This window comes from Demequina capsici (genome assembly GCF_032102965.1).
Lineage (GTDB): Bacteria > Actinomycetota > Actinomycetes > Actinomycetales > Demequinaceae > Demequina > Demequina capsici.
Genome location: NZ_CP134880.1, coordinates 816,882 through 843,070 on the forward strand (window position 1 = coordinate 816,882; position 26,189 = coordinate 843,070).

General features: G+C 70.7%; 21 protein-coding genes and 1 tRNA gene. 16 read left to right on the forward strand and 6 right to left on the reverse strand.

What is annotated here, in order from left to right:
• The first annotated feature begins 90 nt into the window (after positions 1-90).
• Positions 91-2,055, forward strand: a complete 1,965-nt coding sequence (locus tag RN607_RS03975) for a CLIPPER-2 domain-containing protein (RefSeq protein ID WP_313544484.1) — start codon at positions 91-93, stop codon at positions 2,053-2,055.
• A gap of 7 nt (positions 2,056-2,062) precedes the next feature.
• Here RN607_RS03975 and RN607_RS03980 read toward each other — a convergent pair whose 3' ends face one another.
• Positions 2,063-2,434 (reverse strand): VOC family protein, encoded by a 372-nt coding sequence (locus RN607_RS03980; protein ID WP_313544486.1) that lies wholly within the window; start codon positions 2,432-2,434, stop codon positions 2,063-2,065.
• Between the two features lie 186 nt (positions 2,435-2,620).
• Here RN607_RS03980 and RN607_RS03985 point away from each other — a divergent pair, with 186 nt between their 5' ends.
• The 4 genes from RN607_RS03985 to RN607_RS04000 are packed head-to-tail and all read left to right on the forward strand — an operon-like array spanning position 2,621 to position 6,096.
• A complete protein-coding gene (locus tag RN607_RS03985; RefSeq protein WP_313544488.1) occupies positions 2,621-3,547 on the forward strand; it encodes an ABC transporter ATP-binding protein in 927 nt (308 codons plus the stop codon).
• The gene (locus tag RN607_RS03990) at positions 3,544-4,437 is read left to right on the forward strand and encodes an ABC transporter permease (RefSeq protein ID WP_313500103.1); all 894 of its coding nucleotides are present in this window, start codon (positions 3,544-3,546) and stop codon (positions 4,435-4,437) included. The genes RN607_RS03985 and RN607_RS03990 overlap by 4 nt, the downstream gene beginning before the upstream one ends.
• Positions 4,434-5,345 carry an ABC transporter ATP-binding protein gene (locus tag RN607_RS03995; RefSeq protein ID WP_313544490.1) on the forward strand — a complete coding sequence of 304 codons (912 nt, stop codon included), beginning with the start codon at positions 4,434-4,436 and terminating at the stop codon, positions 5,343-5,345. Before RN607_RS03990 ends, RN607_RS03995 begins: the two co-directional genes overlap by 4 nt.
• 25 nt (positions 5,346-5,370) lie before the next feature.
• Positions 5,371-6,096 (forward strand): ABC transporter permease, encoded by a 726-nt coding sequence (locus RN607_RS04000; RefSeq protein WP_313544493.1) that lies wholly within the window; start codon positions 5,371-5,373, stop codon positions 6,094-6,096.
• 13 nt (positions 6,097-6,109) lie between these two features.
• On the opposite strand, the gene RN607_RS04005 is transcribed toward RN607_RS04000, so the two are convergent.
• Positions 6,110-6,183, reverse strand: a tRNA-Arg gene (locus RN607_RS04005).
• A gap of 143 nt (positions 6,184-6,326) precedes the next feature.
• Here RN607_RS04005 and RN607_RS04010 point away from each other — a divergent pair.
• From RN607_RS04010 to ettA, 6 genes are all read left to right on the forward strand, one after another.
• Complete coding sequence (locus tag RN607_RS04010) at positions 6,327-8,537, forward strand: LLM class flavin-dependent oxidoreductase (protein WP_313544495.1); 2,211 nt, start codon at positions 6,327-6,329, stop codon at positions 8,535-8,537.
• A gap of 152 nt (positions 8,538-8,689) precedes the next feature.
• On the forward strand, positions 8,690-10,207 hold the full coding sequence (locus tag RN607_RS04015; protein WP_313544497.1) for a methyl-accepting chemotaxis protein: 1,518 nt from the start codon (positions 8,690-8,692) through the stop codon (positions 10,205-10,207).
• Positions 10,208-10,303: 96 nt separating this feature from the next.
• Complete coding sequence (locus tag RN607_RS04020) at positions 10,304-11,893, forward strand: dynamin family protein (RefSeq protein WP_313500132.1); 1,590 nt, start codon at positions 10,304-10,306, stop codon at positions 11,891-11,893.
• Positions 11,890-13,206, forward strand: a complete 1,317-nt coding sequence (locus RN607_RS04025) for a GTPase (RefSeq protein ID WP_313500134.1) — start codon at positions 11,890-11,892, stop codon at positions 13,204-13,206. Before RN607_RS04020 ends, RN607_RS04025 begins: the two co-directional genes overlap by 4 nt.
• Before the next feature lie 168 nt (positions 13,207-13,374).
• Positions 13,375-13,947 carry a single-stranded DNA-binding protein gene (locus tag RN607_RS04030; protein WP_313544499.1) on the forward strand — a complete coding sequence of 191 codons (573 nt, stop codon included), beginning with the start codon at positions 13,375-13,377 and terminating at the stop codon, positions 13,945-13,947.
• 126 nt (positions 13,948-14,073) lie between these two features.
• Positions 14,074-15,756: an energy-dependent translational throttle protein EttA gene (gene ettA / locus RN607_RS04035; protein WP_313500138.1), complete on the forward strand. Its 1,683-nt coding sequence runs from the start codon at positions 14,074-14,076 to the stop codon at positions 15,754-15,756.
• A 249-nt stretch (positions 15,757-16,005) separates the two neighbouring features.
• Here ettA and RN607_RS04040 read toward each other — a convergent pair whose 3' ends face one another.
• The 4 genes from RN607_RS04040 to RN607_RS04055 all read right to left on the reverse strand — a co-directional run bounded on the left by RN607_RS04040 (position 16,006) and on the right by RN607_RS04055 (position 20,105).
• The gene (locus RN607_RS04040; protein WP_313544501.1) at positions 16,006-16,275 is read right to left on the reverse strand and encodes a hypothetical protein; all 270 of its coding nucleotides are present in this window, start codon (positions 16,273-16,275) and stop codon (positions 16,006-16,008) included.
• A 360-nt stretch (positions 16,276-16,635) separates the two neighbouring features.
• Positions 16,636-17,547 carry a glycine betaine ABC transporter substrate-binding protein gene (locus RN607_RS04045; RefSeq protein WP_313500141.1) on the reverse strand — a complete coding sequence of 304 codons (912 nt, stop codon included), beginning with the start codon at positions 17,545-17,547 and terminating at the stop codon, positions 16,636-16,638.
• Positions 17,548-17,859: 312 nt separating this feature from the next.
• A complete protein-coding gene (locus RN607_RS04050) occupies positions 17,860-18,813 on the reverse strand; it encodes an ABC transporter permease (protein ID WP_376784232.1) in 954 nt (317 codons plus the stop codon).
• Positions 18,810-20,105 carry a quaternary amine ABC transporter ATP-binding protein gene (locus RN607_RS04055; protein ID WP_313500145.1) on the reverse strand — a complete coding sequence of 432 codons (1,296 nt, stop codon included), beginning with the start codon at positions 20,103-20,105 and terminating at the stop codon, positions 18,810-18,812. Before RN607_RS04055 ends, RN607_RS04050 begins: the two co-directional genes overlap by 4 nt.
• 652 nt (positions 20,106-20,757) lie before the next feature.
• On the opposite strand from RN607_RS04055, the gene RN607_RS04060 reads away from it, so the two are divergent.
• Genes RN607_RS04060 through RN607_RS04080 form a run of 5 tightly spaced genes read left to right on the forward strand, consistent with a single transcriptional unit; the run spans position 20,758 to position 26,176 of the window.
• On the forward strand, positions 20,758-21,465 hold the full coding sequence (locus tag RN607_RS04060; RefSeq protein ID WP_313544503.1) for a hypothetical protein: 708 nt from the start codon (positions 20,758-20,760) through the stop codon (positions 21,463-21,465).
• Positions 21,466-21,502: 37 nt separating this feature from the next.
• Positions 21,503-22,543, forward strand: a complete 1,041-nt coding sequence (locus RN607_RS04065; RefSeq protein WP_313500149.1) for a BMP family ABC transporter substrate-binding protein — start codon at positions 21,503-21,505, stop codon at positions 22,541-22,543.
• Positions 22,543-24,111 carry an ABC transporter ATP-binding protein gene (locus RN607_RS04070; protein ID WP_313544505.1) on the forward strand — a complete coding sequence of 523 codons (1,569 nt, stop codon included), beginning with the start codon at positions 22,543-22,545 and terminating at the stop codon, positions 24,109-24,111. The genes RN607_RS04065 and RN607_RS04070 overlap by 1 nt, the downstream gene beginning before the upstream one ends.
• Positions 24,108-25,274, forward strand: coding sequence for an ABC transporter permease (locus tag RN607_RS04075; protein ID WP_313544506.1), 1,167 nt, complete (start codon positions 24,108-24,110; stop codon positions 25,272-25,274). Before RN607_RS04070 ends, RN607_RS04075 begins: the two co-directional genes overlap by 4 nt.
• Positions 25,271-26,176 carry an ABC transporter permease gene (locus tag RN607_RS04080; protein WP_313544508.1) on the forward strand — a complete coding sequence of 302 codons (906 nt, stop codon included), beginning with the start codon at positions 25,271-25,273 and terminating at the stop codon, positions 26,174-26,176. The genes RN607_RS04075 and RN607_RS04080 overlap by 4 nt, the downstream gene beginning before the upstream one ends.
• The last annotated feature ends 13 nt before the right edge of the window (positions 26,177-26,189 follow it).

The following is a 26,189-nucleotide window of genomic DNA, read 5'->3' on the forward strand; positions in this document are numbered from 1 at the left end:
CGTCGGCTCCTGAACGCCGACCGTTCGATGCTCCGCGTCGGCGTGCTCGTGCGAAATAGTTGAGGCTTGAGCGCGCGGTGCGCCTCGAGCATGCCTGAGGGGGACATCTTGGCGTCGTCGCGCGTCCGCACATCCATCCGTTCGGTTCCGGTCGGCGTCGTCGCGCTGCTCGCGGTGGCGGCTCCCGCGGCTCACGCCGCTCTGCTCGGCACCCTGCTGCTCGACGAGACCTTCGCCGGGACGAGCGTCGCCGACTCGCGGGCCATGGGCCTGGGTGACGCCTGCCTGACCTCCGCCACGGCCGCGCCGACGGCGGGGGAGTCGGACCTGGGCCCCTGCGTGTCGACCGTCGGTGCGCCAGGCGCGACCTCGGACCCTGGCTACCTGCAGCTCACCGACGTCCGCGGCAATCGCGTGGGCGGCATGCTGTTCGATCGGGCCCTGCCCTCGTCGGCCGGCCTGGTGATCCAGTTCGATCAGTACCAGTACGGAGGATCGGGCGCCGACGGCATCGGGTTCTTCCTGACGGACGGCTCCTACTCGCTGACGACGGCGGGGGGTGACGGAGGCTCGCTCGGCTACGCCCAGAAGGGCGGCATGCCCGGCGTCGACGGCGGCTACCTGGGCGTCGGCCTCGATGCGTTCGGGAACTTCGTGGCGGACACCGAGACGCGCGGCTCGGGCTGCGCCGTGCCGTCCCCGTACTCCGCGACGCCGAACACCGTGACGCTGCGCGGGCCGGGCGATGGCACCGTCGGGTACTGCATGCTCGCCTCGACGGTCGATGCCTCGGGCGCCTCGACCCTGCCCGCGACGCTGAGATCCGCGACCGGCCCTGACGGGGCGCTGCGCAACGTCCGCATCACCGTGAGCCCCGACGCGATGCCTCTCGTCACCGTGGAGATCGACTTCACCGGCACGGGCACCGACTTCCAGGCCGTGCTCTCGTACCAGATGACCGATGCGGCCCCCTCCACCTACAAGTTCGGCTTCTCCTCGTCCACAGGGGGCAGCACCGACGTCCACCTGATCCGTAACGTGCGTTTCACGACCGTCGATGCGCTCGGCAGCCTGAGCCTCGTCGCCCAGGTGGACAACTCCGTGTCGCACGCCACCACGTACACCGTGGGCGATGTGGTGCCCGTGCAGCTCGTCGTGACGAACACCGGTCTGGAGCCGGTGACAGGGGTGACGGTCACGAGCCCGACGGTCGCTCACCTCGTGTGCCCGTCCGACAGCCTGGGCGCCGCCGGCACGGCTGACTCGTCCATGGTCTGCACGGGCACGCATGCGGTGAGCGTCGGCGACGTCACGCAGGCGACGCTGACGCTCGACGCGACCGCCGCCGCCGTGGACTCCACCTCCGCGACGGTGTCGGCGGCGGACAGCGTGCAGGTGGACCTCGTGCTCGCCGAGCCCGGCCTGTCCGTGGGGACGACGCCCACCCTCGAGGACGCCGATGGCGACGGGGACGCGGACCCGGGCGAACGCGTCGACTATGCCTACACCGTGACCAACACGGGCAACGTTCCGCTCACGGACGTCGCCGTCATCGGCTCCGTGGCGGGTGCCACCACGTGCGAGTCGACCACGCTCGCGCCGGGTGCGTCCACGACCTGCACCGCGGCCGCCCCCTACGTGGTCACCCCCGCCGACGTGGTGGCCGGGCGCATCGTCGACCCGGCGACGGCATCGGGCGAGCCTCCCGCAGGCGTGGCGACCCCGAGCCCTGCCGCAGCGGTGGCGCTGGTGCCGGTGTCCGTCGCCGCGCCCGTCCCGGCAGAGGCCGCAGCCGACGCTTCCGATACCGCACCCTCTGTGGCCGCGAGCCCATCCCCTGTGACCGCGAGCCCATCCGCCGAGGCGGGGGCGGCCGCGCCCACCGTGGCGGCGGACCAGGTCACGAAGGTCGAGTCGGACCCCGCGACCCGCGCGCCGGGCGGTGCGCTCGCCTCCACGGGAGCCGAGACCGCGCCGCTCGCCTGGGTCTCCCTGGCGCTCGCGGCTGCGGGTGCGGGCAGCCTCATGCTGGGCCGGAGGGTCATGCGCCGGTGAGGCCGGGTCAGTCCCGCTCCACCTCCGTGGTGCCCTCGTAGAGGCCCACGAGGTTGCCATCCGGGTCGGAGATGACGGCCCACCAGCTCGTGTCCGTGATCTCCGCCTTGCCGCGCATGACCGTCGCACCATGCTGGACCGCCAAGGCCAGCGTGTCGTCGATCGAGTCGACCTCGACATACGAACGCGGCTGCGTGAAGCCCTCGCCGCGAGGCGCGAGCCCACCCCCGCTGATCCCGTTCGGCGCCTGCCACATGGGGTAGTCCTCGAAACCCGGCGGGGCGGCGATCCGCCAGCCGAACAGGGCCGAGTAGAACGACCGTGCCGCGTCCATGTCGGTCACAGGGATGTCGATGTGGGTGATGTCGCCGTGCGCCATGATGGCTCCCCTGGGGTGGTGCGCCTTCCGGGTCGAGGCGCCTCCGCATCATCGTCTCCCCGGACGCCCGTGGCCGCAACGGCTGCGACGGCCCGCCCGGCGCCGCCAGGATCAGGGTCACGACCAGGGTCAGGACCAGGGTTGTCCCCCATGCGGCGACGGCTCCCGCGCCGCTACTGTGGCCATGTGACCACGATCAGCACCCGCGCTCTCACGCGCAGCTTCGGTCCCGTCACGGCTGTCTCCGACCTCACGCTCGACCTGCCGTCCGGCGTCGTCGGCCTCGTCGGTGCGAACGGCGCCGGCAAGTCCACCCTCATCAAGATGCTGCTGGGCCTGATGCCGCCCACCTCTGGCACCGCGAGCATCCTCGGCCTCGACTGCCTGACCGAAGGCCTCGCAATCCGCGAGATCGTCGGCTACATGCCGGAGAGCGAATGCCTGCCGCTCGACGTCGCCGCCACCGAGTTCCTGGTGCACATGGCGCGCATGTCCGGCCTTCCCTCCAACGTCGCCCGCGAGCGCGCCGCCGACACGCTGCGCCACGTGGGCCTGTACGAGGAGCGATACCGTCCCATCGGGGGCTATTCGACGGGCATGAAGCAGCGCGTCAAGCTGGCGCAGGCACTCGTCCACGATCCCAGGCTGGTCTTCCTGGATGAGCCCACCAACGGGCTCGACCCGGCCGGCCGCGACGACATGCTGGATCTCATCGCGCGCGTCAGCGGCGACTTCGGCATCTCGGTCGTGGTGACGAGCCACCTGCTGGGCGAGCTCGAGCGCATCAGCGACCACATCGTCGTCATCGAGGCGGGCATGCTGCGCCGCTCCACCTCCACCGCGGACGCGACGCAGATGAGCGGCTCTCTGCTCGTCGAGGTCACCGAGCAGTCCGATGCCGTAGCCGAGCGGTTGCGCGGTCGCGGCGCCGCAGTGGTCGCCGGCCCCACGCCGGGAACGCTGGCCGTGGAGATCACCGACGCCGACGTCGCCGGGTGGGTGGTGTCCGCCGCAGCCGAGCTGGGCGTGGGCCTCGTGCGCCTGCAGCGCCGCCGCCATCACCTGGCCGAGATGTTCGAGACCACGCCCACCCCTGGCGAGGTGAAGCGATGACCGGCACCGACGCGCCTCGCTCTGTCATCCACGACATCGGGTTCCGGCACTACGACGGCCCGCGCCTGGGGCGCGGGTGGGCGTTCCGCTCGCTCCTCGTCGAGACGCTGCGCGGCGCCTTCGGCCTCGGCCGCCCCGCGCGCTACAAGATCATGCCGTGGGTCCTCGTAGGCCTGTTCACCGTCCCCGCCCTCGTCATCGTGACCGTCGCGATCCTCACCAAGCTCGACACCCTGCCGCTCAGCTACACCCAGTACCCCGTGGCGATCTCCCTGCTGACGTCCCTCTTCGTCGCGGGGCGCGCGCCGTACGCGGTCTCGCGCGACATCCGCGACGGCGTCATCCCGCTGTACCTCTCGCGCCCGATCACGCGCCGCGACTACGTGCTCGCGAAGGTGCTGGGCCTCGCGGCCGCTGTCTTCGCCTTCATCGCCACGCCCGTGACGGTGCTCTTCGTCGGCGCGCTGCTGGCCAAGTATCCGGTCGGCCATGAGGTGTGGGCCTGGCTCGGAGGCCTGCTCATGGCCGCGGCGCTGTCCGTGCTCGTGACGACGATCGCGCTCGCGATCGCCTCGTTCACCAAGCGTCGGGGCTTCGGCGTGGCTGCGATCCTCGCCACGTTCGTGCTGACCTCTGGGGTCTCGAACGTGCTCATCGACGTCGTCAGCATCAAGTCCACGCGCACGCACGGCACGTTCTTCGCGGTGCTCGACCCGTACCTGCTCGTCGACGGTCTGGCTGCGGCGTGGCTCGGCGTCGAGCCGCAGCACAGCACGTCGCAGCCCGACGGCGCGGTCGGTGCGCTCGTCTTCACCGCCGTGCTCGTGGTCGCGATCGCCGGGGCCGTCGCGATCCTCATGCGACGCTTCCGGAAGGTCGGTGGGGCATGAGCACGATCCAGCTCTCCGGCGTGTCCCGCTGGTTCGGCAACGTGGTGGCGGTCAACGACGTCACGATGACGGTCGGCCCCGGCGTGACCGGGCTGCTCGGCCCGAACGGCGCGGGGAAGTCCACACTGCTGGCGATGATGAGCGGCTTCCTGCCCCCGTCGTCGGGCACCGTGACACTCGACGGTGAGCCGGTGTGGCGCCACCCGGACATCTACCGGACCGTCGGCCTCGTCCCCGAGGCCGAGGCGATGTTCGACTCCATGACGGCCCGGGAGTTCGTGACCGCGAACGCCGAGCTCCACTACCTGCCGCGCCCGGCCGCCGCCGCGCTCGCCGCGATCGAGCAGGTGGAGATGCTCGAAGCGCTCGACCGGCCTATCGGCACCTTCTCCAAGGGCATGAAGCAGCGCATCAAGATGGCGACAGCGCTCGTCCATGAGCCTGCCGTCCTGCTGCTCGACGAGCCCTTCAACGGCATGGACCCGCGCCAGCGACTCCACCTGCTCGGGTTGCTGCAGCGGCTCGGCGACAGCGGCACCACCGTCCTGTTCAGCAGCCACATCCTCGAGGAGGTCGAGGACATCGCGGGCACCATCGAGGTGCTCGTGGCCGGGCGCCAGGCGGCATCCGGCAACTTCCGGGAGATCCGCCGACTCATGACCGGCCGACCCCACCAGTACGAGATCTCCTCGAGCGACGATCGCTCGCTCGCCGCCGCGATCATCGCCGACGGCGCCGCCGACGCCGTGAGCATCTCCGCCGCGGGCCTCCAGGTGCAGACGTCGAACTTCGGCGCGTTCGTGCACGCGTTGCCCCGGATCGCCGTCGCGGAAGGGATCTCGCTGCACGACGTGACGCCTGCCGATGAGTCGCTTGAGAGCGTCTTCGCCTACCTGGTCGCACGATGATCGACGCGCGCACCGAGGAGGTCTCATGAACATCGTGGTGATGCGGCTCGCGTTCCGGTCGCTGCTCGGCAGCCGTCGTTCCTGGATCCTCGTGGGGCTCGCAGTGCTGCTGTTCGGCGTTGCCGGCCTCACGCGTTGGGGCTCCGGCGGCGACATCCACTCGTCCGCATCCCTGGTCATGAACTTCGGACTCGGCACGCTCGTGCCTGTGATGTGCCTGCTCATCGGCACGGGTGTCATCGCTCCCGAGATCGAGGACGGCTCCATCGTCTATCTGCTTGCGAAGCCCTTGTCGCGGCGTGCGATCGCGCTGTCCAAGCTCTCCGTCGCCACCCTCGTGGCCGTCGTGTCCACCGTCGCGTCGATCGCGATCGCGTGCCTCATCGCGGGCGACGAGCACGGCCGCCTCGCGCTAGCCATGAGCGGCGCCACGGCGCTCGCCGCGGTCGCATACACGGCGGTGTTCTTCGCGATCGCGATCCTCACGCGCAACCCGATCATCATCGGCCTCATCTACGCGTTGCTGTGGGAGGGGGTGCTCGCGGGCTACGTGCCGGGCGTGCGCGCGGTCAGCATCCGCCAGTGGGCGCTCGCCCCCGCCGAGCAGCTGCTCACGGACCCGGGTGCGCTCGGCGTGAAGTCCGAGGTGGGGGTCGCGGTGGGTCTGCTGATGCTCGCGCTCGCCACAGCGGGCGCGATCGTCGCCGCAACGTGGCGGCTCGCGCGCCTGCCCGTCCGCGTCAGCGACTGACCGCGCCCCTCGGCGCCCCCGGCAGGATTCGAACCTGCGACCTGCGGATTAGAAGTCCGATGCTCTATCCAGCTGAGCTACGAGGGCCTGATGCGCATGGGCGCATGCACAAGGGTAGCGGGCGCGCGGGGGCGGGTCAGTCGGTCTTGCGGAAGGCGTCGGCAGCCTTCGAGCGTTGCGGAGATGACGACACTGACCCGTGAGACCCCGTCCTGAGGAGACCCCGCGCCATGGACTACGGACACCCGCTCCGCTTCGGCACCTTCATCACCCCCACGAACGCCTCGCCGCAGCAGCCCGTGAGGCTCGCGCAGCTGAGCGAACGGCTCGGCTACGACCTCGTGACGTTCCAGGACCACCCGTATCAGCCGTCCTTCCACGACACCTGGACGCTGCTGTCGTACGTGGCCGCCTCGACCGAGCGCATCCACCTCGCACCCAACGTCCTCAACCTTCCGTTGCGCCAGCCGCTCGTCGCGGCGCGCGCCGCCGCATCGCTCGATCTGCTCAGCGGTGGGCGGCTGGACCTGGGTCTCGGCTCCGGCGCGTTCTGGGAGGCCATCGAGGCGATGGGCGAGCCGCGGCTCACCCCGGGCCAGGCAGTCGACGCCCTCGAGGAGGCGATCGACCTCATGCGCGGGCTCTGGTCGCCGCATGAAGGAGGCGGTCTGCGCGGAGGTGGCCGCTATCCCGTTGCCGGCGCCAAGCGGGGCCCGATGCCCGCGCACCGCATCCCGCTGTGGATCGGCGCGTACAAGCCGCGGATGCTCCGCCTTACCGGACGCAAGGGCGACGGCTGGCTCCCGAGCCTCGCGTACGTCCCCTCAGGCGACTTCACCGAGCAGAGCGCCCGCATCGACGACGCGGCCACAGGTGCGGACCGCGACCCTGCGGAGATCACCCGCCTTCTCAACATCTCCGGGCGCGAGCCCGCGTCGCAGCTGCTGGATCTCGCGGTCGCGCACGGCTTCTCCACGTTCGTCGTGGCCGCCGACGACCCGTCGTCCCTGGCCCGGTTCATCGAGGAGACGGCCCCGACGGTCTGCGCCGGGCTGGCAGACGAGCGCCGGAACCGTGGCACGGCAGCGAACCAGGGGCGATCCCGCACGGCGATCGCCTCGCGGCGACCTGGCATCGCGTACGACGACGTGCCCGAGTCGTTGCGCTCGACGGCGGTGGAGCCTGGCGACTTCGCCTACCCGACCGTCCGGTCGACCTACATGCGCGCAGGCGCACCCGGCCTGGTGCTGAGGCCGCGCGACGCCTCACAGGTGAGCGACGCCGTCGTCTTCGCGGGCCGCCACCGGGCCCTTCCCCTCGGTATCCGCAGCGGCGGCCACGGCATCAGCGGCCGCAGCACGAACGACGGCGGGCTCGTGATCGACCTCGGCGCCCTCGACACGATCGAGGTGGTCGACGAGGCGGCTCGCCGGGTGCGCGTCGGCGCCGGCGCCCGCTGGCAGGAGGTCGCGCGAGCGCTCGAGCCTCACGGCTGGGCGATCTCGAGCGGAGATTACGGAGGCGTCGGCGTCGGGGGCCTCGCCACTGCGGGCGGCGTGGGCTTCCTGGGCCGCGAGCACGGCCTGACCATCGACCACGTCGTCGCCGCCGACGTGGTGCTCGCCGACGGACGTCCGTTGCACGCGTCCGCCACCGAGGAGCCCGAGCTGTTCTGGGCGCTGCGCGGGGCCGGCGCCAGCATGGGCATCGTCACCGCCGTCGAGCTCGAGGCGCAGCCTGTCGGCCAGGTGGGATGGGTGCAGCTCGCCTTCGACGCGTCGGACACGGCAGGCTTCCTGGCACGCTACGCCGAGGCCACGGAGGCCGCGCCGCGCGACACGACCCTCTTCCTGATGGCCGGAGCGCCGCGCGCGGGTCAGCCGCCGGTCGTCCAGCTGTACGGGGTGGTCGACTCGAGCGACCCGGACACGATCATCGAGCGGGTCATGCCGTTCGCACAGATCGCGCCGCTGCTCGACCAGTCGATCCAGCTCGGCTCGTACGCCGACGTCATCGCGAACGCGCCCGACACCCCTCACCAGGGTCAGGGCGAGCCCGCCTTCAGGTCGGGCCTGCTCCCCGAGCTCGGTGAGGACGCCGCGGGGCTCGCCGCCGCACTCCTGGCGTCCGGGACGACGCCCTGGTTCCAGATCCGGCCCGTCGGCGGCGCCATCGCGGACGTGCCTGCGGACGCTACGGCCTATGCCCACCGTGACGCCCTGTACTCGCTGACGGCCATCGGCGGCTCCGCACGATTCGACGCTCTCTGGGAGCGACTGGCCGAACGGTTCGACGGCCTCTACCTGAGCTTCGAGTCACGGCAGGATCCCGCGCTCGTCGCGTCGGCGTTCCCTGCGCCGACGCTGGCGCGGCTCCGCGAGGTCAAGCGGCGCTACGACCGGGAGAACCTGTTCCACGACAACTTCCCTCTGCTGGGCTGACCCGCAGAGCCCAGGCCCGTCGACGATCGTCCAAGTCAGGCCCAAGGTCCCCTGTCGGAGGCCTCTACGAGGACGAACGGGCGGACGAGGCGCACGACGCAGGGAAGCGGCAGCCCTGCCGCTCGTCTCGCCGATCGAGGGGGTTGCTCACCATGCTGAGCTTCCGTGCACAGATCATGTTGGGTGCGTTCGCGACCGCTGCGGCCGCAGCTGCAGGAGCAGGGGTGGCGGTCCATGCGGTCCATGCGTCACAGGCCGCGCCCGCGTGGGCGGTGCCGACGATCCTGGCGCTCGGCGCAGTCGCCGTCGTGCTTGCGCTGGTCTCCGCGGCCTGGCTGGGCGGCCGCGTCGCCGCTCCCATGAAGGAGCTCGCAGGCCTCCTTGCACACGCGGGAGCCGGCGACCTGACAGGGCGGGCGGGCGGCACCGGCGGGAGCGTGGTCGGGCCGCTCGCGGCCGACTTCAACCGCATGGCCGACGCCTTCGGCAACGGCCTCGGTGCCATCGGTGAGGACGTGCTCGCCTTGTCCGCCGCCATGGAGGAGCTGTCCGTGGCCACCTCCCAGATCGCGGCGGGCGTCTCCGGGTCCTCCCAGGAGGCAGGCATGGTCGCCGCAGCCGCGCAGCAGGTGTCGACCAGCGCCCAGGCAGTCGCCACCGCGACAGAGCAGATGTCCGCATCGATCCGCGAGATCGCCACGAGCACCAGCGCGGGCGCGGCGGTCGCTGCCGAGGCCGTCGGCGCCGTCGAGAGCGCCAGCGCGACCGTCACCACGCTGGGCGAGTCGTCCACGCAGATCGGCGAGGTCGTGAAGCTCATCACCCAGATCGCCGAGCAGACCAACCTGCTGGCCCTCAACGCCACCATCGAGGCTGCCCGCGCAGGCGAGGCGGGCAAGGGGTTCGCCGTCGTCGCGTCGGAGGTCAAGGACCTCGCTCAGGCCACCGCCAAGGCCACCGAGGACATCGGTGCGCGCATCGAGGCGATCCAGACGGACGTCGACTCCGCTGCGACCGCGATCGGGCGCATCACCGGTGTCATCGACCAGGTCAGCGAGAGCCAGGCCGCCGTCGCCACCGCCCTCGAGGAGCAGACCGCCGTGACCGAGGAGATGACCCGCTCGGTGACGGAGGCGGCGGCCGGTGCCGAGCAGATCGCCGCATCGATCAGCCGCATCGCCGACGCCGCCAGCGCGTCGAGCGACGCCGTCACCGACACCACCGCCGCCCAGTCCGACGTGGCGCGCATGACCGACGAGCTGACGGACCTCCTCGCCCGCTTCCAGTTCGTCGCGCCGCACGACGAGGACGTTCCCGTCGCGAGACAGATCACCAAGGCCATCGGTGCGCACGGTGCGTGGAAGAAGCGCCTGAACGCTGCCGTCGGCGCGGGGCGACACAACGAGGACGTCGCGACGGTCGGGCGCGACGACCGTTGCGCCTTCGGGCGGTGGCTGCACTCGGGTGGCGTGACCGACTCCGCGGGCCTGCTGTCCACCGCCAAGGCGCAGCACGCTGCCTTCCATCGCGCGGCCGCGGACGTGCTGCGACAGCTCGATGCGGGGCGCAAGGCCGAGGCGCGCACCGCGCTGCAGCCCGGCGGGTCGTTCGCTGAGGCGTCCCGTGTGCTCACCGCCACCATGATCGAGTGGCGTCGCCACGTCGTGTGATCCGAGGGGATCCTTCGGGCCCCGGCTCGTGCGGCGAGGCATCGTCCCAGTTCGCAGGTAGCCTGGGAGCATGGCATTTCTGCGGGGATACCAGGCATGAGCATCCGGCCGATCAAGACATGGTCCTATCCGGGTGCGCTCCTGGACGCTTTGGTCGACACGCGCAAGGTGATCGCGGCGACCGAGCTTCCCCTCCCCACAGGGCACGAGGGCGAGTCCGCGCAGCTGATGGAGCAGATGCTCGATCAGCTGGACCACCACCTGATCCCACGTGTCCGCGAGGAGGCCTCGCCCGCGATCGTCGTCGTCGCTGGATCCACCGGTGCCGGCAAGTCGACCGTGGTGAACGCCCTGATAGGAGAGGACCTGACGCCCTCCGGCGTGCTCAGGCCCACGACCAAGCAGCCGCACCTGTTCCACCATCCCCTGGACACCCAGCTGCTGAGCGAGGTGGAGCAGAAGGCCAAAGTGATCGCCACGGAGGAGGTGCCTCGCGGTCTCGCCCTCGTGGACAGCCCCGACCTCGACTCGGTGTCCGGCGAGAACCGCGAGATCGCGCATGAGCTCCTGGAGACCGCGGACCTCTGGCTGTTCGTCACCACCGCCGCCCGGTACGGCGACGCCGTGCCGTGGGACGCGCTGCGGACGGGTGCCGAACGGGGTGCCTCCATCGCCATCGTGCTCAACCGCGTGACCGTCGACGTGGCCGCCCACGTCAGGCGCGACCTGGTGGACCGACTGCAGGACGAGGGTCTCGAGGGCCTGCCGCTGTTCGTCATCCCCGAGGACCCCGAGGGACGTGGACGCGTGCCGCGCGACATCGTCGGCAACCTGGCACGCTGGCTCGAGTCCGTGGCGTCGGCGTCCGCCGAGGCGATCGTCGAACGCACCCTCCACGGCGCCGCAGAGTCGCTCAAGGAGTGGCTCGAGAGGCTCGCAGAGATCATGGACGACCAGGCCGCCGCCGCCAAGGAGGTCCGCTCCGAGGTGCGCCGATGCGCCGCCCAGGCCGACCAGAAGGACGGTGAGGCCTGGTACCTGCAGATCCCCACGTCGTCCCTTGCAGCGAGGTGGGAGCAGGCGGCAGGGGAGGGCGGCGTGCTGTTCCGCCTGCGACGCTCCATGTGGACCAAGCGCAGGATCGCGCGCGAGAAGCGCGATGAGGTGCTGCACCTCATGAGGCGCGAGATCACCGAGGCGGTCGAGGCGCACCTGGTGCTGTCCGCATCGGACGCGTCCGACGCGATGGTCTCCGCGCTCACCGACGTGGGCGAGGGGCCGGGGCCGTGGCTCGCCGGACAGCGTGACCCGCGCCTCGCACGTGAGATCCGGGAACGACACGCCGCCGACGCGACCCGGGGCTGGCTGGACAGGGTCGACGAGCTGGCGGCGGAGCTTCCCGGTGCGCAGCGCGCCCGCGACCTGATCGGGCCGCAGGGCCTGTCGACGGCGCTCGCGTCCGCCGCACTCGGCGTCGACGCCGCACGCACCTTCCTCACCGTCGCCACGTCCGGATCCATCAACGAGCAGTCCGAGACGGCTCGCGCGGAGCTCACCGCAGCGCGCAAGTACGTCATCAATAAGGAGGCTCTCGACATGATGAAGCCCACCGACGTGACCTCCCTGCTCCCTGAGGCGTCCGCCAAGGTCCGGCTGCGCCGGGCCGAGCTCAGGGGCCTGCTGTGAGCCCCACCTTCCACGACGTTCCCGCGCGCGGCCAGACGACCGCGTTGCAGGAGCGCGTGGACCGGCTGCGCGCCTCCATGGAATGGGCCGCCGACGCGATCCCACGCGATGTGCGCGACGAGGTCCGGGAGACCATCGGCCGATGCGACGAGCGGCTCGCGCTCGGCGTCGACTGGACCATCGTCGCCCTGGCGGGCGGTACCGGCTCCGGCAAGTCGACCCTGTTCAATGCGTTGACCGGATCCGACTTCGCCGTGCCGGGCGTGACGCGTCCGACCACGGCGCACGCGTCCGCCGCCGTCTACTCCGAGGGCGCGCACCCGCTGCTCGACTGGCTGGGCGTGCGTGAGGAGCACCGGTTCCACGTGCCCCAGGCGCCGCCGGAGCTGCATGGTCTCGTGCTGCTCGACCTGCCCGACCACGACTCGATCAACGGCGCCAACCGCGACGTCGTGGACCGCGTGGTCCCGCTCGCGGACCTCATCATCTGGGTGGTCGACCCTCAGAAGTATGCGGACCATGCCATCCATTCGGCGTACATCCAGGTCGCGTCCGTGCACGGCCAGCCGTCGCTCATGGTGCTCAACCAGACCGACCGGCTCGGCGACGGCGATGACTGGGCGATCATCGAGGACCTGCAGAGGCTCCTCGGTGAGGAGGGGCTGCTCGACGTGCCTGTGATGCCGCTGAGCGCACGCACCGGACGAGGAGTCGACGGGCTCAAGGCCGAGCTGGCGGGCGCGGTCGAGTCCGGCTCCATCGCGGCGGAGGCCGTGCGGGCGGACCTTGTCGCGGCGGGCAAGGCGCTCGCACGCGCGCTTGCCCAGGACGCCGACCCCAAGCTCCCCGACAAGACGGAGATCATCGCGTCGCTCGCCCGGCTCGCAGGCGTCGACGCGCGTGCCGAGGCCGCGGGCGCCGTCGCCTCTGGGCGTGGGCATCAGGTGCCGGACCTCGCCCCGATCGGCCTCGCGTCCGTGGAACGGGAACGGCTCGACTGGATCGACGCCGCGACCGATGGGCTGCCCCTCACGTGGCGGCACGTGCTCGCGGACACGGTCGCCAGCGGCGAGGAGCTCACCGACGCTCTCAACCGTGAGCTGGGCGAAGCGGAATGGCCGGAGGTGGAGCGCCCCTCCGGGTGGCGCGGCCGGATGGCCAAGGTGGTGCGCGCGTCGGCCGCCTCAAAGTCCGTCACCGCCGTGGGCCACGACGCCGTGGCCAGGGTGGTGCGCGAGGCGCTCGTCGAGCCGACCATCCGCATCCACCAGGCGTATCGCAACCTCGACGAGCTGACGCGGCTGGAGCAGTAGGCGGCGCCGGGACCTCGGCGGCCGCCGCGCAAGCCCGTCGGGCGTCGTCCCCAGGCAGGCCGACCCGCGTGCCGCTCCACCGTCACCGTGCCCGCCGGTCCGTCCGACGCCCCGGTCGCCGAGGCTGGCTCCCGTGACCGCACCGTGCGGTCCGGCGAGGAGCGCAAGATGAACGACCTGACCCTGACGGTCGGCGGCTGGGCCGCGACAGACCCCAAGCTGCACGTGGGCGCCGGCGGTGCCGCCATGTGCACGTTCCGGCTCGCCTCCACTCCGCGGCGGTTCGACCGCGGCGCGGGGGAGTGGGTGGACGGCAGCACCGAGTGGTTCACCGTGAGGGTGTTCCGCGCGGGAGCCGTGACCGTCCACGAGTCGGTGCGCAAGGGCCAACCGCTGATGGTCACCGGCAGGCTCCGCACGAACGTGTGGGAGGCCGCCGACGGTCCGCGTACGGACCTGCAGGTCGACGCGACCGCGGTGGGCCACGATCTCACGAGAGGGATCGCGACGTTCACCCGGGCGGTCGGGGACGCCGCCCTGGGTGGTGAGGCGACGCTGGGCACGACGGCGTCGGCTGGGCAGGCGGACGACACCGAGCGAGAGACGGACGCCCTCGCACCCTCCGGCGCCGAGCTCGACGCCGACGCACCGGACGCCGACGGCGCGTCCGACCCCTGGGAGACGGAGACGATGGACGACTCCTCCGAGGCGGTCGACGAGCCCGCCACAAGCGCCGTGTGAGGAGCTGACGGGCGCCGGCCCGCTGTCGATCCCACGCCCCGCTCGGACGAGCCGGATGCGCCGCGTAGGCTAGGGGCGTCGACAGCGGGCCTATGCGGCTCGAAACCCACAAGTCTCGGAGCATCAGTGGCTGAGTTCATCTACACCATGCAGAAGGCGCGCAAGGCGCACGGCGACAAGGTCATCCTCGATGACGTCACCATGGCCTTCTACCCGGGCGCCAAGATCGGCGTCGTCGGCCCCAACGGCGCTGGTAAGTCCACCATCCTGAAGATCATGGCCGGCATCGAGCAGCCCTCGAACGGCGAGGCGCGGCTCAGCCCCGGCTACAGCGTGGGCATCCTCCTGCAGGAGCCGCCGCTCAACGAGGACAAGGATGTGCTCGGCAACGTGCGCGAGGGCATGGGTGAGCTCTACACGAAGCTCGAGCGCTTCAACGCCATCTCCGAGGAGATGGCGAACCCCGACGCCGATTACGACACGCTGCTGGCCGAGATGGGCTCGCTCCAGGAGGACCTGGACAACGCGGACGCGTGGGACCTCGACTCCCAGATCGAGCAGGCCATGGACGCGCTGCAGTGCCCGCCGGGGGACGCCGACGTGAAGGTGCTGTCCGGCGGTGAGCGCCGCCGCGTGGCGCTGTGCAGGCTGCTGCTCGAGAAGCCCGACCTGCTGCTGCTGGACGAGCCGACCAACCACCTTGACGCCGAGTCCGTCCAATGGCTCGAGCAGCACCTCGCCAAGTACCCCGGCGCAGTGCTCGCCGTCACCCACGACCGGTACTTCCTCGACCACGTCGCACAGTGGATCTGCGAGGTGGATCGGGGCCGCCTGTACCCGTACGAGGGCAACTACTCGACGTACCTCGAGAAGAAGCAGGAGCGCCTGCAGGTCCAGGGCAAGAAGGACGCCAAGCTCGCCAAGCGCCTCAAGGAGGAGCTGGAGTGGGTGCGTCAGAACGCCAAGGGGCGCCAGACCAAGTCCAAGGCGCGCCTGAACCGCTATGAGGAGATGGCTGCCGAGGCGGAGCGCACCAGGAAGCTCGACTTCGAGGAGATCCAGATCCCGCCGGGCCCCCGCCTGGGCAGCATCGTCCTCGAGGCCAAGAACCTGCAGAAGGGCTTCGGGGACCGCACCCTCATCGACGGTCTGTCGTTCACGCTGCCGCGTAACGGCATCGTCGGCGTCATCGGCCCCAACGGCGTCGGCAAGACCACGCTGTTCAAGACGATCGTCGGCCTCGAGCCGCTTGACGGCGGCGACCTGAAGGTCGGCGAGACCGTCAAGATCTCCTACGTCGACCAGTCGCGCGGCGGCATCGACCCCGACAAGTCGCTCTGGGAGGTCGTGTCCGACGGGCTCGACTACATCCAGGTGGGCAAGGTCGAGATGCCCTCGCGCGCCTACGTGAGCGCCTTCGGATTCAAGGGCCCTGACCAGCAGAAGCCCGCCGGCGTGCTTTCCGGTGGTGAGCGCAACCGCCTCAACCTGGCGCTCACGCTCAAGGAGGGCGGCAACGTCCTGCTTCTGGACGAGCCGACCAACGACCTGGACGTCGAGACGCTCGGTTCGCTCGAGAACGCGCTGCTCGACTTCCCCGGGTGCGCAGTCGTGGTCAGTCACGACCGGTGGTTCCTGGACCGCGTGGCGACTCACATCCTCGCCTACGAGGGCACCGAGGAGAACCCGTCGAACTGGTTCTGGTTCGAGGGCAACTTCGAGTCCTACGAGAAGAACAAGGTGGAACGCCTCGGCGCCGATGCTGCGCGTCCGCACCGCGTGACGTACCGCAAGCTCACGCGCGACTAGTCGCACGCGTCAGCGGTGTGCCGCGGCCGCAGTGTGTCGCGTCGGCCGTGTGCATGCGTCAGCCGTGTGCCGCGTCCCCAGTGTGCCGCCTCCGCAGTGACGTGAGGAGCCCCCGACCGAACCGGGGGCTCCTCAGCGTTTCGGGTGAGCCAGTGTCGATTCTCCGAACTCGCCGCCCCTGACGGGTGAGCCAGTGTCGATTCTCCGAACTCGCCGCCCCTGACGAGTGAGCCAGTGCCGCCTGTGGCCCTAGTGGACGTTCCCGGTGCCATCAGCGCCGCTGCCGTCGTCGCTCCGAGCGTCGCGCCCAGGCCGAAGCACCGGCCCTGCGGGGTCGTCACGATCTCTGATCTTCACCCACACGAACCCGACGAGCACGCCCACCATCGGGAGCCCGATCGCGACAGCGGCGATCATCGGAAGCGCACTCGGGCCGGCGGGCGCCTCGTCGACGGACCCGGCGGCCGAGACGAGCCATTGAGCCGCGTCGAGCGTCGAGGGAATCGCCTGCGTGATCATCTGCCCACGGTAGTGCTCGATCTCGGCGTGCGAGGACCCGGCCCGTGTCGGTTCGATTCCGTGAGGGGACCGGCATCCTGAGCATCCGGCACGCCGCTGGGAGTGTGCGAGCCGGTCGAGGCGGCACTGGGTCACCCGTCAGATGCGGCGACTCTTCAGAAGCGGCACTGGGTCACCCGTCAGATGCGGCGACTCTTCAGAAGCGACACTGGCCTACCCGCATTGCGCCGACCAGGTGCTACGAACGCGACGAGGGCCCCGGGGCTGATGCCCGGGGCCCTCGCATGTTGCGACCAGAGTCGAGTGCGACCAGAGTCGAGTGCGACCAAAGTCGAGCGCGACCAGAGTCGCGAGCGAGAGCTACGCGGTGAGCGAGTCGACCCACTCCTGATTCGCGGCGACCCAGTCGGCCACGACCTGCTGCTGGTCGGCATCCGTGCCAGCGGCCTGCAGCGCGTTCTCAAGGTCGTACAGGTGGTCGGAGTCCATCGTGAAGGCGGACATCCACTCGGCGACCTGCGGGAAGTCGTCCGAGAAGCCGGTGCGCGAGTACGTGTAGATCGACTCGGCGTCGCCCAGGGCACCCTCCGGGTCCTCGAGGTTCTTCAGGTCGTACGCCCCGTAGGCCCAGTGAGGCTCCCAGAGGGTCACGACGATGTTCTCGCCGTTGGCCATCGCGGTGTCCAGCTCTGCGAGCATCGCAGGCGTGGACGACGTGATGAAGTCCATCCCGTCCAGGCCATAGGTGGGGATGACGTCATCCTCCATCGCCGCGGTGAGGCCGGCCCCGGGCTCGATGCCCACGATGGTGTTGCCGAACTGGTCGGCGTTCGCGGCGAGATCCGCGAGCGAGTCGATCGGCGCGTCGGCGTTGACCGCGACGGTCAGCTTGGCGCTGTCGAACCAGGCGCCGAGCTCGACGATGCTGTCGCCGTACTGGTCCAGGTACGACGCATGGGTCTTGGGAAGCCAGACGTCGGTGGTGAGGTCGTAGTCGCCGTCGGCGAGCGCCTGGAAGACAGGCGCCGGGTCGGCGTACTCGAGGCTCACGTTGTAGCCCTTCGCGTCCAGGATGTTCTCCCACAGCAGCGACGAGGCGTTGGCCTCGTCCCAGCCGTTGAACACGCCGAACGTGATGTCGCCGCCTGCGGTGGCGGAGCCCGAGGTGTCGGCGGAGGTGGTGCTGCCGGAGTCGCCGGACGACGAGCAGCCCGCGAGCACGAGGCCGGCGGCGGCGGTGACGGCGAGAGGTGCGAGCATGCGCATCTTCATGATGAGTGTCCTTTCCCGACGAGGGGCGTCTCCCCACGTCGTGAGCACCGGATCCGCCCATCGGTAGGGGCGGGGTGCGCGCAGCTCCCCCTGGGAGGCTGCGAGGTCTTGTGTCGGAGTGATGAGGACGTCGGTCCACGAGGCGCGCGGGACGCGGGCCTCGCGTCAGCGGTCAGGCGGACCAGCGCCCTACGGCCGGTGCCGTCGGTCATTGCGGACGGTCAGTGCCGCCGGTGAGCGCCGACGGCCGGTGCCTTCGGTCATTTCGAACGGCCGGTGCCACCGGTCAGTCCCGTCGGTCGGTGCCACCGTTCAGCGCCCGGGGCTGCGGCCGTTGCCCGAGTCCGCCGCGACGAGCTGATCGGTGTCCTTGCCTGGGGTCGGCGCGGTGGAAGGGTCCTGGCGGACCGTGCCGCGGATCCGCTTGATCAGGTGCGCGCCGCGCCCCTGGCCGAATGCCCCGGTGAACCGGTCGAGGATGATCGCGAGCACCACCACGGCCATGCCCGCCTCGAAGCCGAGCGGCTTGTCGAGCGAGGACAGCGCCTTGGTCACCTGGCCTCCGAGACCGCCCGCGCCGACGAAGCCGGCGATGACGACCATGGAGAGCGACAGCATGATGATCTGGTTGATGCCGGCCATGATCGACGGCATCGCAAGCGGCAGCTGGATCTGGCGCAGGATGCGACCGGGGGAGGCGCCGAAGGCCTGGCCGGCCTCGACGACCTCCTTGTCCACGCCGCGGATGCCGAGCTCGGTGAGCCTGACCCCGGGTGCGAGCGCGAAGAGGATGGTGGCGAAGATGCCCGGCGGGACGCCGATGCGGAACAGTGCGATCGCAGGGATCAGGTACACCAGCGCGGGCATGGTCTGCAGGAAGTCCATGACCGGCTTCACGACCGCCGACACGACAGGCGACCGTGCGGCCCAGATGCCGAGCGGCACCGAGATCACGATCGCGAGGCACGCGGCGACGATCACGAGCGCCAGCGAGCTCATCGCGTTGTCCCATTGGTTCACGCCGACGATGAAGAGCAGGCCGACGAGGGTGCCGACGGCGAAGCGCCAGCCGCGGGCGAGCAGCGCGAGCGCGGCGACGACGAGGATCACGGCCCATTCGGGGGGCGTGGAGAAGATCCAGTAGACGCCGTCGTACATGCCCTCGAAAAGGGCGCGCAGGAAGTCGAAGAGCCAACCGAGATTCTGCTGGACCCAGTCCAGCCCGGAGGTGATCCAGTCGCCGAAGGGGATGCGGAAGTCCATCACTGCACCTCCCTCGCGTCGATGGATCCGGAGTCGACGGCGGCCTCCAGGGCCTGGTCGACGACCTCGGTGGGAAGCGGGTCGGGCCGCGGAGAGGCCTGCTTGGCGGCCTCCGGTTCCCCGCCGAGCGTGGCGAGCAGCGTGACGCGCGGGATCACCCCGACGAGCCGACCCTTCGCGTCGGTCACGCCGAGCGGGAGCGCCGCCTCGAGCGAGGGGATGAAGAGGTCCGACAGCGAGGTGTCGGATGCGACAGCGCCGTGGTCCTTGCGGATGATCTCCGTGAGGTCGGTCTGACCCTTGCGCACCAGGTCGAGGGCGTCACGGTCGGTGACCCAGCCGACGAGGCTCCGGTCGCGCTTGGTGATGTACACGGCGGACAGCTGCTCGTCGCGCATGATCTTCAACGCTCCGTGCGGTCCGGCGGAAGGGTGCACGACCACGCGGGGCTTGCGCATGACGGACTCCGCGGTGAGGACGCGGGTGCGGTCCACGTCGGCCACGAACTGCTCGACATAGTCGTTGGCAGGGTCCGTGAGGATGTCCTCAGGGGTGCCGATCTGCACGATGCGACCGTCGCGCATGACCGCGATCCGGTCGCCAAGGAACATGGCCTCGTTGAGGTCATGGGTGATGAAGACGATGGTCTTGCCGAGCGTCGCCTGGAGCTCGAGCAGCTGCTCCTGCATCTCGCGACGGATCAAGGGGTCGAGCGCGGAGAACGCCTCGTCCATGAGCAGCACGTCGGTGTCGGCGGCGAGTGCGCGGGCCAATCCGACCCGCTGCTGCATGCCGCCGGACAGCTCGCTGGGGAGCTTCTCCTCCCAGCCTGCCAGGCCGACGATCTGGGTGACCTCGCGGGCCTTCGCCTCTCGTTCCGCCAGGGGCAGCCCTTGGATCTCGAGGCCGTAGGCGACGTTGTCGAGGACGGTGCGGTGGGGCAGCAGCGCGAAGTGCTGGAAGACCATGGAGACGCGCTTGCGACGGATCTCACGGAGCTTCTTCGCGGGGATGTCGGTGAGCGTGTCCCCACCGATCTCGACGGTTCCCGCGGACACGTCGTGCAGCCCGTTGAGCATGCGGATCAGGGTGGACTTGCCGGAGCCCGACAGTCCCATCACCACGAAGATCTCGCCTCGCTGCACCTCGAAGGAGGCGTCGATGACGGCGGCGGTGATGCCTGGTCCGAGCTCGTTGCGGTCGGTGCCGGCGCGAAGTCGCGTCACGGCCTGGTCTGCGTGCCGGCCGAACACCTTGTAGAGGCCGTCGGCACGCAGGGCGATGCTGTTGCTCACAGATTCGTCCTCAGCGTCCGCGTGCGAAGACGCGGATCCGTTCAGATCACGATCCGGGCCGCGGCGTCTGGACCGGGACGCTGCTGCGCCCGCACGGTCCCGCGCGGCACTCGCCGGGTGGCGGCGCCGGACACACACGGCCATACGCGTACCGACGAAGCGATCGGTGTGCGCGGACCTGGGTTGCGACGACTCGCGCGAGCCCACCGAGAGGTCGGCGCCCAGGCGCAAGTCCTCATCGACCGTAACAACGTGAGCAGCGGCCGCTCAAGTTCTTTACCAGAATGTGACCGTTTCGTGACATGGCGTCACCTGTGCAATTGGCCTGCTATCCGCGCTGCGCTGGGTGCGAAGTCGCAGGTAGGACGTGTCGCCGCGTGCTCGTGCCGGAGTGGACAACGCGCGAGGGTGGGCCGCTTCTGCGAGCCGGCTGGCGCGTGGCCGGAGCGCTCGTGAGACGTTGCGTACATGTTAACAAGTAGTTTCCTCGCGCCCCGAAGACGGTGTTGGCCACGCACATCTACCCACGAGATCGTTACCTTCTTGTAAATTCGTGACGACTCGGATCCAACTTGTCAACAAGTGTCATACGCTGGGCCCGGCGGGGCGCCCCCACGTTCCGCACCACGTGACCGAGAGGAGAGCCGTGCCCATGCCAGCTGCTCCTCGCGCCTCGAAGACGCGGCCCCCGCTCCGAGGCCTCGCGCGGCGCGCGACCGCCACCGTGGCGCTGGCGGCGGCCACGGTGTCCGCCGTCCTTGTCCTCTCGGGCGCCGCCGGCCGCGCCGCAGAGCCCGCAGACGGCGCCACGGTGGCGGTCGCGCCCCTCGTCGCCGCGTGGCCCACCTCGTTCACCGTGACCGCGACGAAGTCCGAGCCCGGCTACATCGAGCACCTCACGCTCACACGTGACGCGGACGCGTTCGCCCTGCGCATCGAGCTGGAGGCGCAGGGCACGCACGGGGGAGGCACCTCGCTCGCGGTCGTGCACGTGGCCGACGACGGCACCCTCGCGTGGACCGACGGATGCGCCGTCGACGACTGCGACCATGCCGACGACCTGCGTGGCTTCCTGTCCACCGCCGTGCTCGTGTCCGCCGAGCGCGAGGGCCGCCTCCCGGACCGGGCCACGCTGCGCACCCTGGGCGACCACCGCGTCGTCTGCCTCACCGACGCGCAGCTCCACCCGGCCGACACCGCGATCCTCGACCTCCAGCCCTGCTTCTCGGTGGCCACGGGCGCGGTGCTCGGCCACTGGTCCGACGCCGCGGGAGGGTTCGTGGGCGCGACCATGAGCGCCACCTCGATCGTGGAGTCGGACGCTCCCGACCTCGAGCTCCTCACCATTCGTTCCTCCTGACCGCCCGCAGCACGACAACCCGAAAGGAACCGTCCCCATGACAAGCAAGAACCGGCGCCTCGCGCTCGGATCCGCAGCGATCGCCGCAGCATCCGCGCTCGCCCTCACCGCATGCAGCGCCGACACGGAGGCCTCCGCGGACGCCACCGGCTCCAGCTCGGCGTCGGCAGGCGCCCACGTGCTCAAGGTCGCCGCGCTCACGCCCGGCACCACCACCGACGGCGGGTTCAACCAGTCGGTGCTCGACGCGCTCACGACCCTGCAGGACGAGGGTCTGATCGAGTTCGAGATCCGCGACGAGATCGCCGATTCCGCCACCGCGGAGCCGATCATGACCGACTACGCGAGCCAAGGTTACGACCTGATCATCGCGCACGGCATCGAGCTCGGCGACGCCGCTTTCGCCGTGGCGCAGGAGTTCCCCGACGTCATGTTCACGGCGTCCGGCGGGGCCGACATCCTGGACCAGTACACCGACAACGTCGAGACCTGGACCTACTCGACCAGCGACGCCGGATACCTGTCCGGCTACATCGCCGGAGCCACGGGCCTCAGCCCCGTCGCACGCGTCGAGAGCATGGAGCTCGACTTCGTCACCGCCACCGATACCGCCTTCCTCAAGGGCCTGGCCGACGCCAACCCCGCCGCGCAGGCGCTCGACGTCATCTACACCGGCAGCTTCGACGACGCCGAGGCTGCGGCCTCCGCCACCAGCGGCCTCATCACCCAGGGCGCGAAGCTCGTCTACACCACCGGTGACGGCATCGCCACGGGCGTGGGCTCCGCGGCGGCCGAGGCGGGCGTGGCCACCGTCGGAGTCTCGGAGGCCGCGGGCGATGCGGCCGCCTCCGTCAACGTCTCGACCGTCAACCTGGACATGACCCCGATCTTCCGCACCTGGGTCGACGAGGTCGCCGCCGGCGACTTCGGCGGACGCGGCGTCACCTCGACCATCGCGAACGGCGGGCTCGTGCCCACCGACATCAACGCGGTGGACGGCGCGGACAGCGACACCGCCACGAAGGTCGACACCCTGATCGCGGGCCTCAAGGACGGCTCGATCACCCTCGACGACTGATGATCCGACCCTCGCAGGAGATGGACCGCGTCGCGCTCGCGGCGTGGTCCATCTCCAAGTCGTTCGGCGACGTGCAGGCGCTCTCGGGCGTCTCCATCGACATCCAGCCGGGCCGCATCCATGCGCTGATCGGTGAGAACGGCGCAGGCAAGTCGACGCTCGCCAAGATCCTTGCCGGCATCCAGCCCGCCGACCGGGGCCAGCTGCTGCTCAACGACCGGGAGGTCGAGGTGCGTGACCGCGCGCACGCGAAGAGCATGGGGATCAACATGGTGCCCCAGCAGCTGAGCCTGGTGCACGACCTGTCCCTCGTGGACAACCTCCTGCTGTCGTCGCATGGCCTGCCCGCACGGCGTGGTCAGGCGCGGGACCTGCTCCGCGCGACTCTCGACAGCGCCGGCGTGCACGTGGACGTGGACATCCCGACGGGTCGGCTCGGCCTCGCGCACCGTCAGCTCGGCGAGATCGTCGTCGCGCTGGCGGAGGGTGCTCGCGTGCTCATCCTCGATGAACCCACGGCGAGCCTCGGCCCGCACGAGGTGGGCGGCCTCTTCGCGCACCTGCGCGCCCTGTGCGAGCTCGGCGCCGCGATCCTGCTCATCACGCACCGGATCGACGAGGTGGGGTCGGTGGCGGACGACGTCACCGTCCTGTCCCATGGCCTCCAGGTGTTCAGCGGCCCGACGGAGGGCCTCGACTCCGCGAGGATCGCGCAGCTGATGGTCGGAGACCTGCCGCCGGCGCGCGAGCGTGCGCCGCGTGCCCCGGGCGCCGAGGTGCTCGCGCTCGACGCGGTGAGCGCCGCCTCGCGGTCCGACTCCGATCTCGATGACGTCTCGCTCACCGTGCACGCTGGCGAGGTCGTCGGCGTCGCCGGCGTGGCCGGATCGGGCCAGCACCTGCTCGCGGAGGTGGCCGTCGGTCTCGAGGCGCCCCTGGCAGGTTCGGTCCGGATCGCCGGACGCGAAGGGCTCGATGCCGTCACCGCGCTCGCGGCGGGCGTGGCATGGATCCCTGAGAGCCGGGCGGACGCGGTCGTGCCCGGCATGTCCGTCGGAGCGAACCTGACCGTCTACGGTGCCGCGGTCGCGCGCGACGCCTCCGCGCGGGTGGCGGCGCGCTTCGGCGGAGCTCGCGGAGCGGCGGCGACGGTGCAGGAGCAGGTGCTTCGCGCGTTCGATGTGCGCCCGCCCCGGCCTGCGCTCGCCGCAGGGATGCTGTCGGGGGGCAACCAGCAGAAGCTCCTGGTCGCTCGCGAGCTGGACGCGGCATGGGAGGGCGGCGAGGGCCCGACGCTCGTGGTCGCCAACGGACCCACCCAGGGCATGGACCTGCGCGCGTCGCAGGCGATCCGCGACCGCCTGGTCGCTGCGGCCGAACGAGGCGCGGGAGTCCTCGTCGCGTCGCACGACCTCGACGAGCTGGTGGAGATCAGCGACAGGATCGTCGTCCTGGTGGGCGGCCGACTGGTCGACGACATGCCGGCCGCATCGGCCACCTCGGACCGGATCGGCCGGGCGATGGCAGGGCTCTCCACTGCGGACGTTCAGGACGGAGACGACGCATGAGACTCCAAGCGCTGAGGAGCGCCGCCATCACCGCAGCCGTGGTGCTCGCCTCGTTCGTCGCTGCAGGGCTGCTCATCATGGTCAGCGGCGCGAACCCGCTCGTCGGCCTCCAAGGCTTCGTGTCGGGCCTGTTCGGCTCCCCGTACCGGATCGGCGAGCTGCTCGTGGGCGCCGTGCCGATCGGGATCGTGGCGCTGACGCTCATCCCCGCCTTGCGTGCAGGTGTCTTCTCGGTGGGCGCGGAGGGTCAGGTGGCCATCGGAGCCCTCACGTCGGGCGCCGTGATGCTCGCCATCGGCGACGGCGCTCCGGCCCCGGTGTACTGGCTCGGCGGTGCCGTCGCGGGGGCCCTCGGCGGTGCCGTCGTCAGCCTCCTGCCCGCATTCCTCCTGGTGCGCTGGGGAGTGAACGAGATCCTGTCCACGCTGCTGCTCAACTACATCGCCGCAGGGTTCCTCGCGTTCTCCCTGCGCACATGGCTGGGCACCGATGAGGCGGTGGCGACCCCGCAGAGCGACCCGCTCCCGGACGCGGCCAAGCTGCCGTCCCTCATTCCGCACACCCGTGCGCATCTGGGCATCCTCGCGATGATCGTCATCGCCGCGGCGTTCGTCTGGTGGCGCCGTACCGCTGCGGCGACCCGCATCGCCGTGTTCGCGGAGCGTCCCCGGTTCGCCGAGCGGCTCGGCGTGAGCCGCGCGGGCACCATCTACCGGACGATGCTCGTCTCAGGGCTCGGCGCCGGTCTTGTCGGCTACCTTCAGCTCGCGGGCCTGAACTCACGGATCTACACCTCGGTGACCGGGGGCGTCGGCTTCAGCGGCATCGCTGTCGCGCTGCTGGGCCAGCTCGTGCCTGCCGGCATCGTGCTGTCCGCGGTGCTGTTCTCCGCGCTCACGGTCGGCGCCGCGGGCATCCAGTCCGCGACGGGCTCCATCCCCTCGTCGATCGCCGACGTGATCAAGGCTGTGATCCTGCTCGGCATCGCTGGGGCGATGGGAGCGGCCGCGCGTCGCCAGACCATCGCGCCGCGGACCCCTGCGCCGGACGCTCCCGACCCGGCGGGCGACGAGCGGGCGACCGGCGACAGTGCCGTCGATCCTGCTCACGTCCCCGAGGGCCGATCCACGCGGACGGTCGACGACCAAGGAGCGGCACGATGAACGCCTCGCTATGGATCGCGATCCTCGCCGGTGCCGTCGCGCTCGCGACCCCCTTGATCGTCGCGGGCCTGGGCGAGACGCTCGTCGAGCGCGCGGGACGCCTGAACCTCGGCATCGAGGGGATGATGGCCATGGGCGCGTTCACCGCCGTGTGGACGGCATCGGCCTCAGGCCCGTGGGCGGGGCTCGCGGCGGCGATCGCGGTCGGCGTGCTGATGGCGCTCGTGATGAACGTCGCCGTCTACCGGTTCGGCGCGAACGAGGTGGTGGTGGGCCTCGCCATGACCATCCTTGGCCTCGGGCTGAGCACCTACCTGTACCTGATGTGGATCCCGGCAGGAGAGGTGAACCGCAGCGTCGACGTGCTGCCTCGCATCGAGCTGGGGCCCCTGGCGGACCTCCCCGTGCTGGGGCAGGTCCTGTTCGACCACGACCTCATCGTCTACCTCATGGTTCCGGTCGTGCTCGGATTCTGGTGGGTCATGACGCGCACGACCATCGGGCTGCGCGTCCATGCCTCGGGCGTCGACCCGGAGTCCGCCCAGCTGAGAGGGGTGCCCGTGCGGAAGGTGCGCGCACGCGTCCTGCTGGTCGGGGGAGCGATGGCGGGTCTCGCGGGCGGCATCATCCCGGCGGGGGACATCGGCTCCTTCACGCCGGGCATCACCGCCGGCCGCGGATACGTGGTGCTCGCCGTCGTGATCATGGGACGGCTGACGCCTCTCGGCGTGACCGCGGGTTCGTTGCTGTTCGCCTTCTTCGAGAGCTTCGCGCTGCTGGGGCAGGGCCTCGGGTTCACGGTGCCGAGCGAGGTCTACTCGACCCTCCCGTACGTGGTGACGCTCGTGGTGCTCGTCGTGTCGTCCCGGACTCAGCTGCGCGCGCTGGCGTCATCCGCATAGACCTGGGCGCGTG

What these genes read in the sequence shown, in the direction of transcription:
- RN607_RS04065 (WP_313500149.1), top strand. Translation starts at nt 21,503, where the DNA reads ATGACAAGCAAGAACCGGCGCCTCGCGCTCGGATCCGCAGCGATCGCC.
- RN607_RS04080 (WP_313544508.1), top strand. Translation starts at nt 25,271, where the DNA reads ATGAACGCCTCGCTATGGATCGCGATCCTCGCCGGTGCCGTCGCGCTC.
- RN607_RS04000 (WP_313544493.1), top strand. Translation starts at nt 5,371, where the DNA reads ATGAACATCGTGGTGATGCGGCTCGCGTTCCGGTCGCTGCTCGGCAGC.
- RN607_RS04030 (WP_313544499.1), top strand. Translation starts at nt 13,375, where the DNA reads ATGAACGACCTGACCCTGACGGTCGGCGGCTGGGCCGCGACAGACCCC.
- RN607_RS04040 (WP_313544501.1), bottom strand. Translation starts at nt 16,275, where the DNA reads ATGATCACGCAGGCGATTCCCTCGACGCTCGACGCGGCTCAATGGCTC.
- RN607_RS04045 (WP_313500141.1), bottom strand. Translation starts at nt 17,547, where the DNA reads ATGAAGATGCGCATGCTCGCACCTCTCGCCGTCACCGCCGCCGCCGGC.
- RN607_RS04010 (WP_313544495.1), top strand. Translation starts at nt 6,327, where the DNA reads ATGGACTACGGACACCCGCTCCGCTTCGGCACCTTCATCACCCCCACG.
- RN607_RS03990 (WP_313500103.1), top strand. Translation starts at nt 3,544, where the DNA reads ATGACCGGCACCGACGCGCCTCGCTCTGTCATCCACGACATCGGGTTC.
- RN607_RS04070 (WP_313544505.1), top strand. Translation starts at nt 22,543, where the DNA reads ATGATCCGACCCTCGCAGGAGATGGACCGCGTCGCGCTCGCGGCGTGG.
- RN607_RS04060 (WP_313544503.1), top strand. Translation starts at nt 20,758, where the DNA reads ATGCCAGCTGCTCCTCGCGCCTCGAAGACGCGGCCCCCGCTCCGAGGC.
- RN607_RS03995 (WP_313544490.1), top strand. Translation starts at nt 4,434, where the DNA reads ATGAGCACGATCCAGCTCTCCGGCGTGTCCCGCTGGTTCGGCAACGTG.
- RN607_RS04015 (WP_313544497.1), top strand. Translation starts at nt 8,690, where the DNA reads ATGCTGAGCTTCCGTGCACAGATCATGTTGGGTGCGTTCGCGACCGCT.
- RN607_RS03975 (WP_313544484.1), top strand. Translation starts at nt 91, where the DNA reads ATGCCTGAGGGGGACATCTTGGCGTCGTCGCGCGTCCGCACATCCATC.
- RN607_RS04075 (WP_313544506.1), top strand. Translation starts at nt 24,108, where the DNA reads ATGAGACTCCAAGCGCTGAGGAGCGCCGCCATCACCGCAGCCGTGGTG.
- RN607_RS03980 (WP_313544486.1), bottom strand. Translation starts at nt 2,434, where the DNA reads ATGGCGCACGGCGACATCACCCACATCGACATCCCTGTGACCGACATG.
- RN607_RS04020 (WP_313500132.1), top strand. Translation starts at nt 10,304, where the DNA reads ATGAGCATCCGGCCGATCAAGACATGGTCCTATCCGGGTGCGCTCCTG.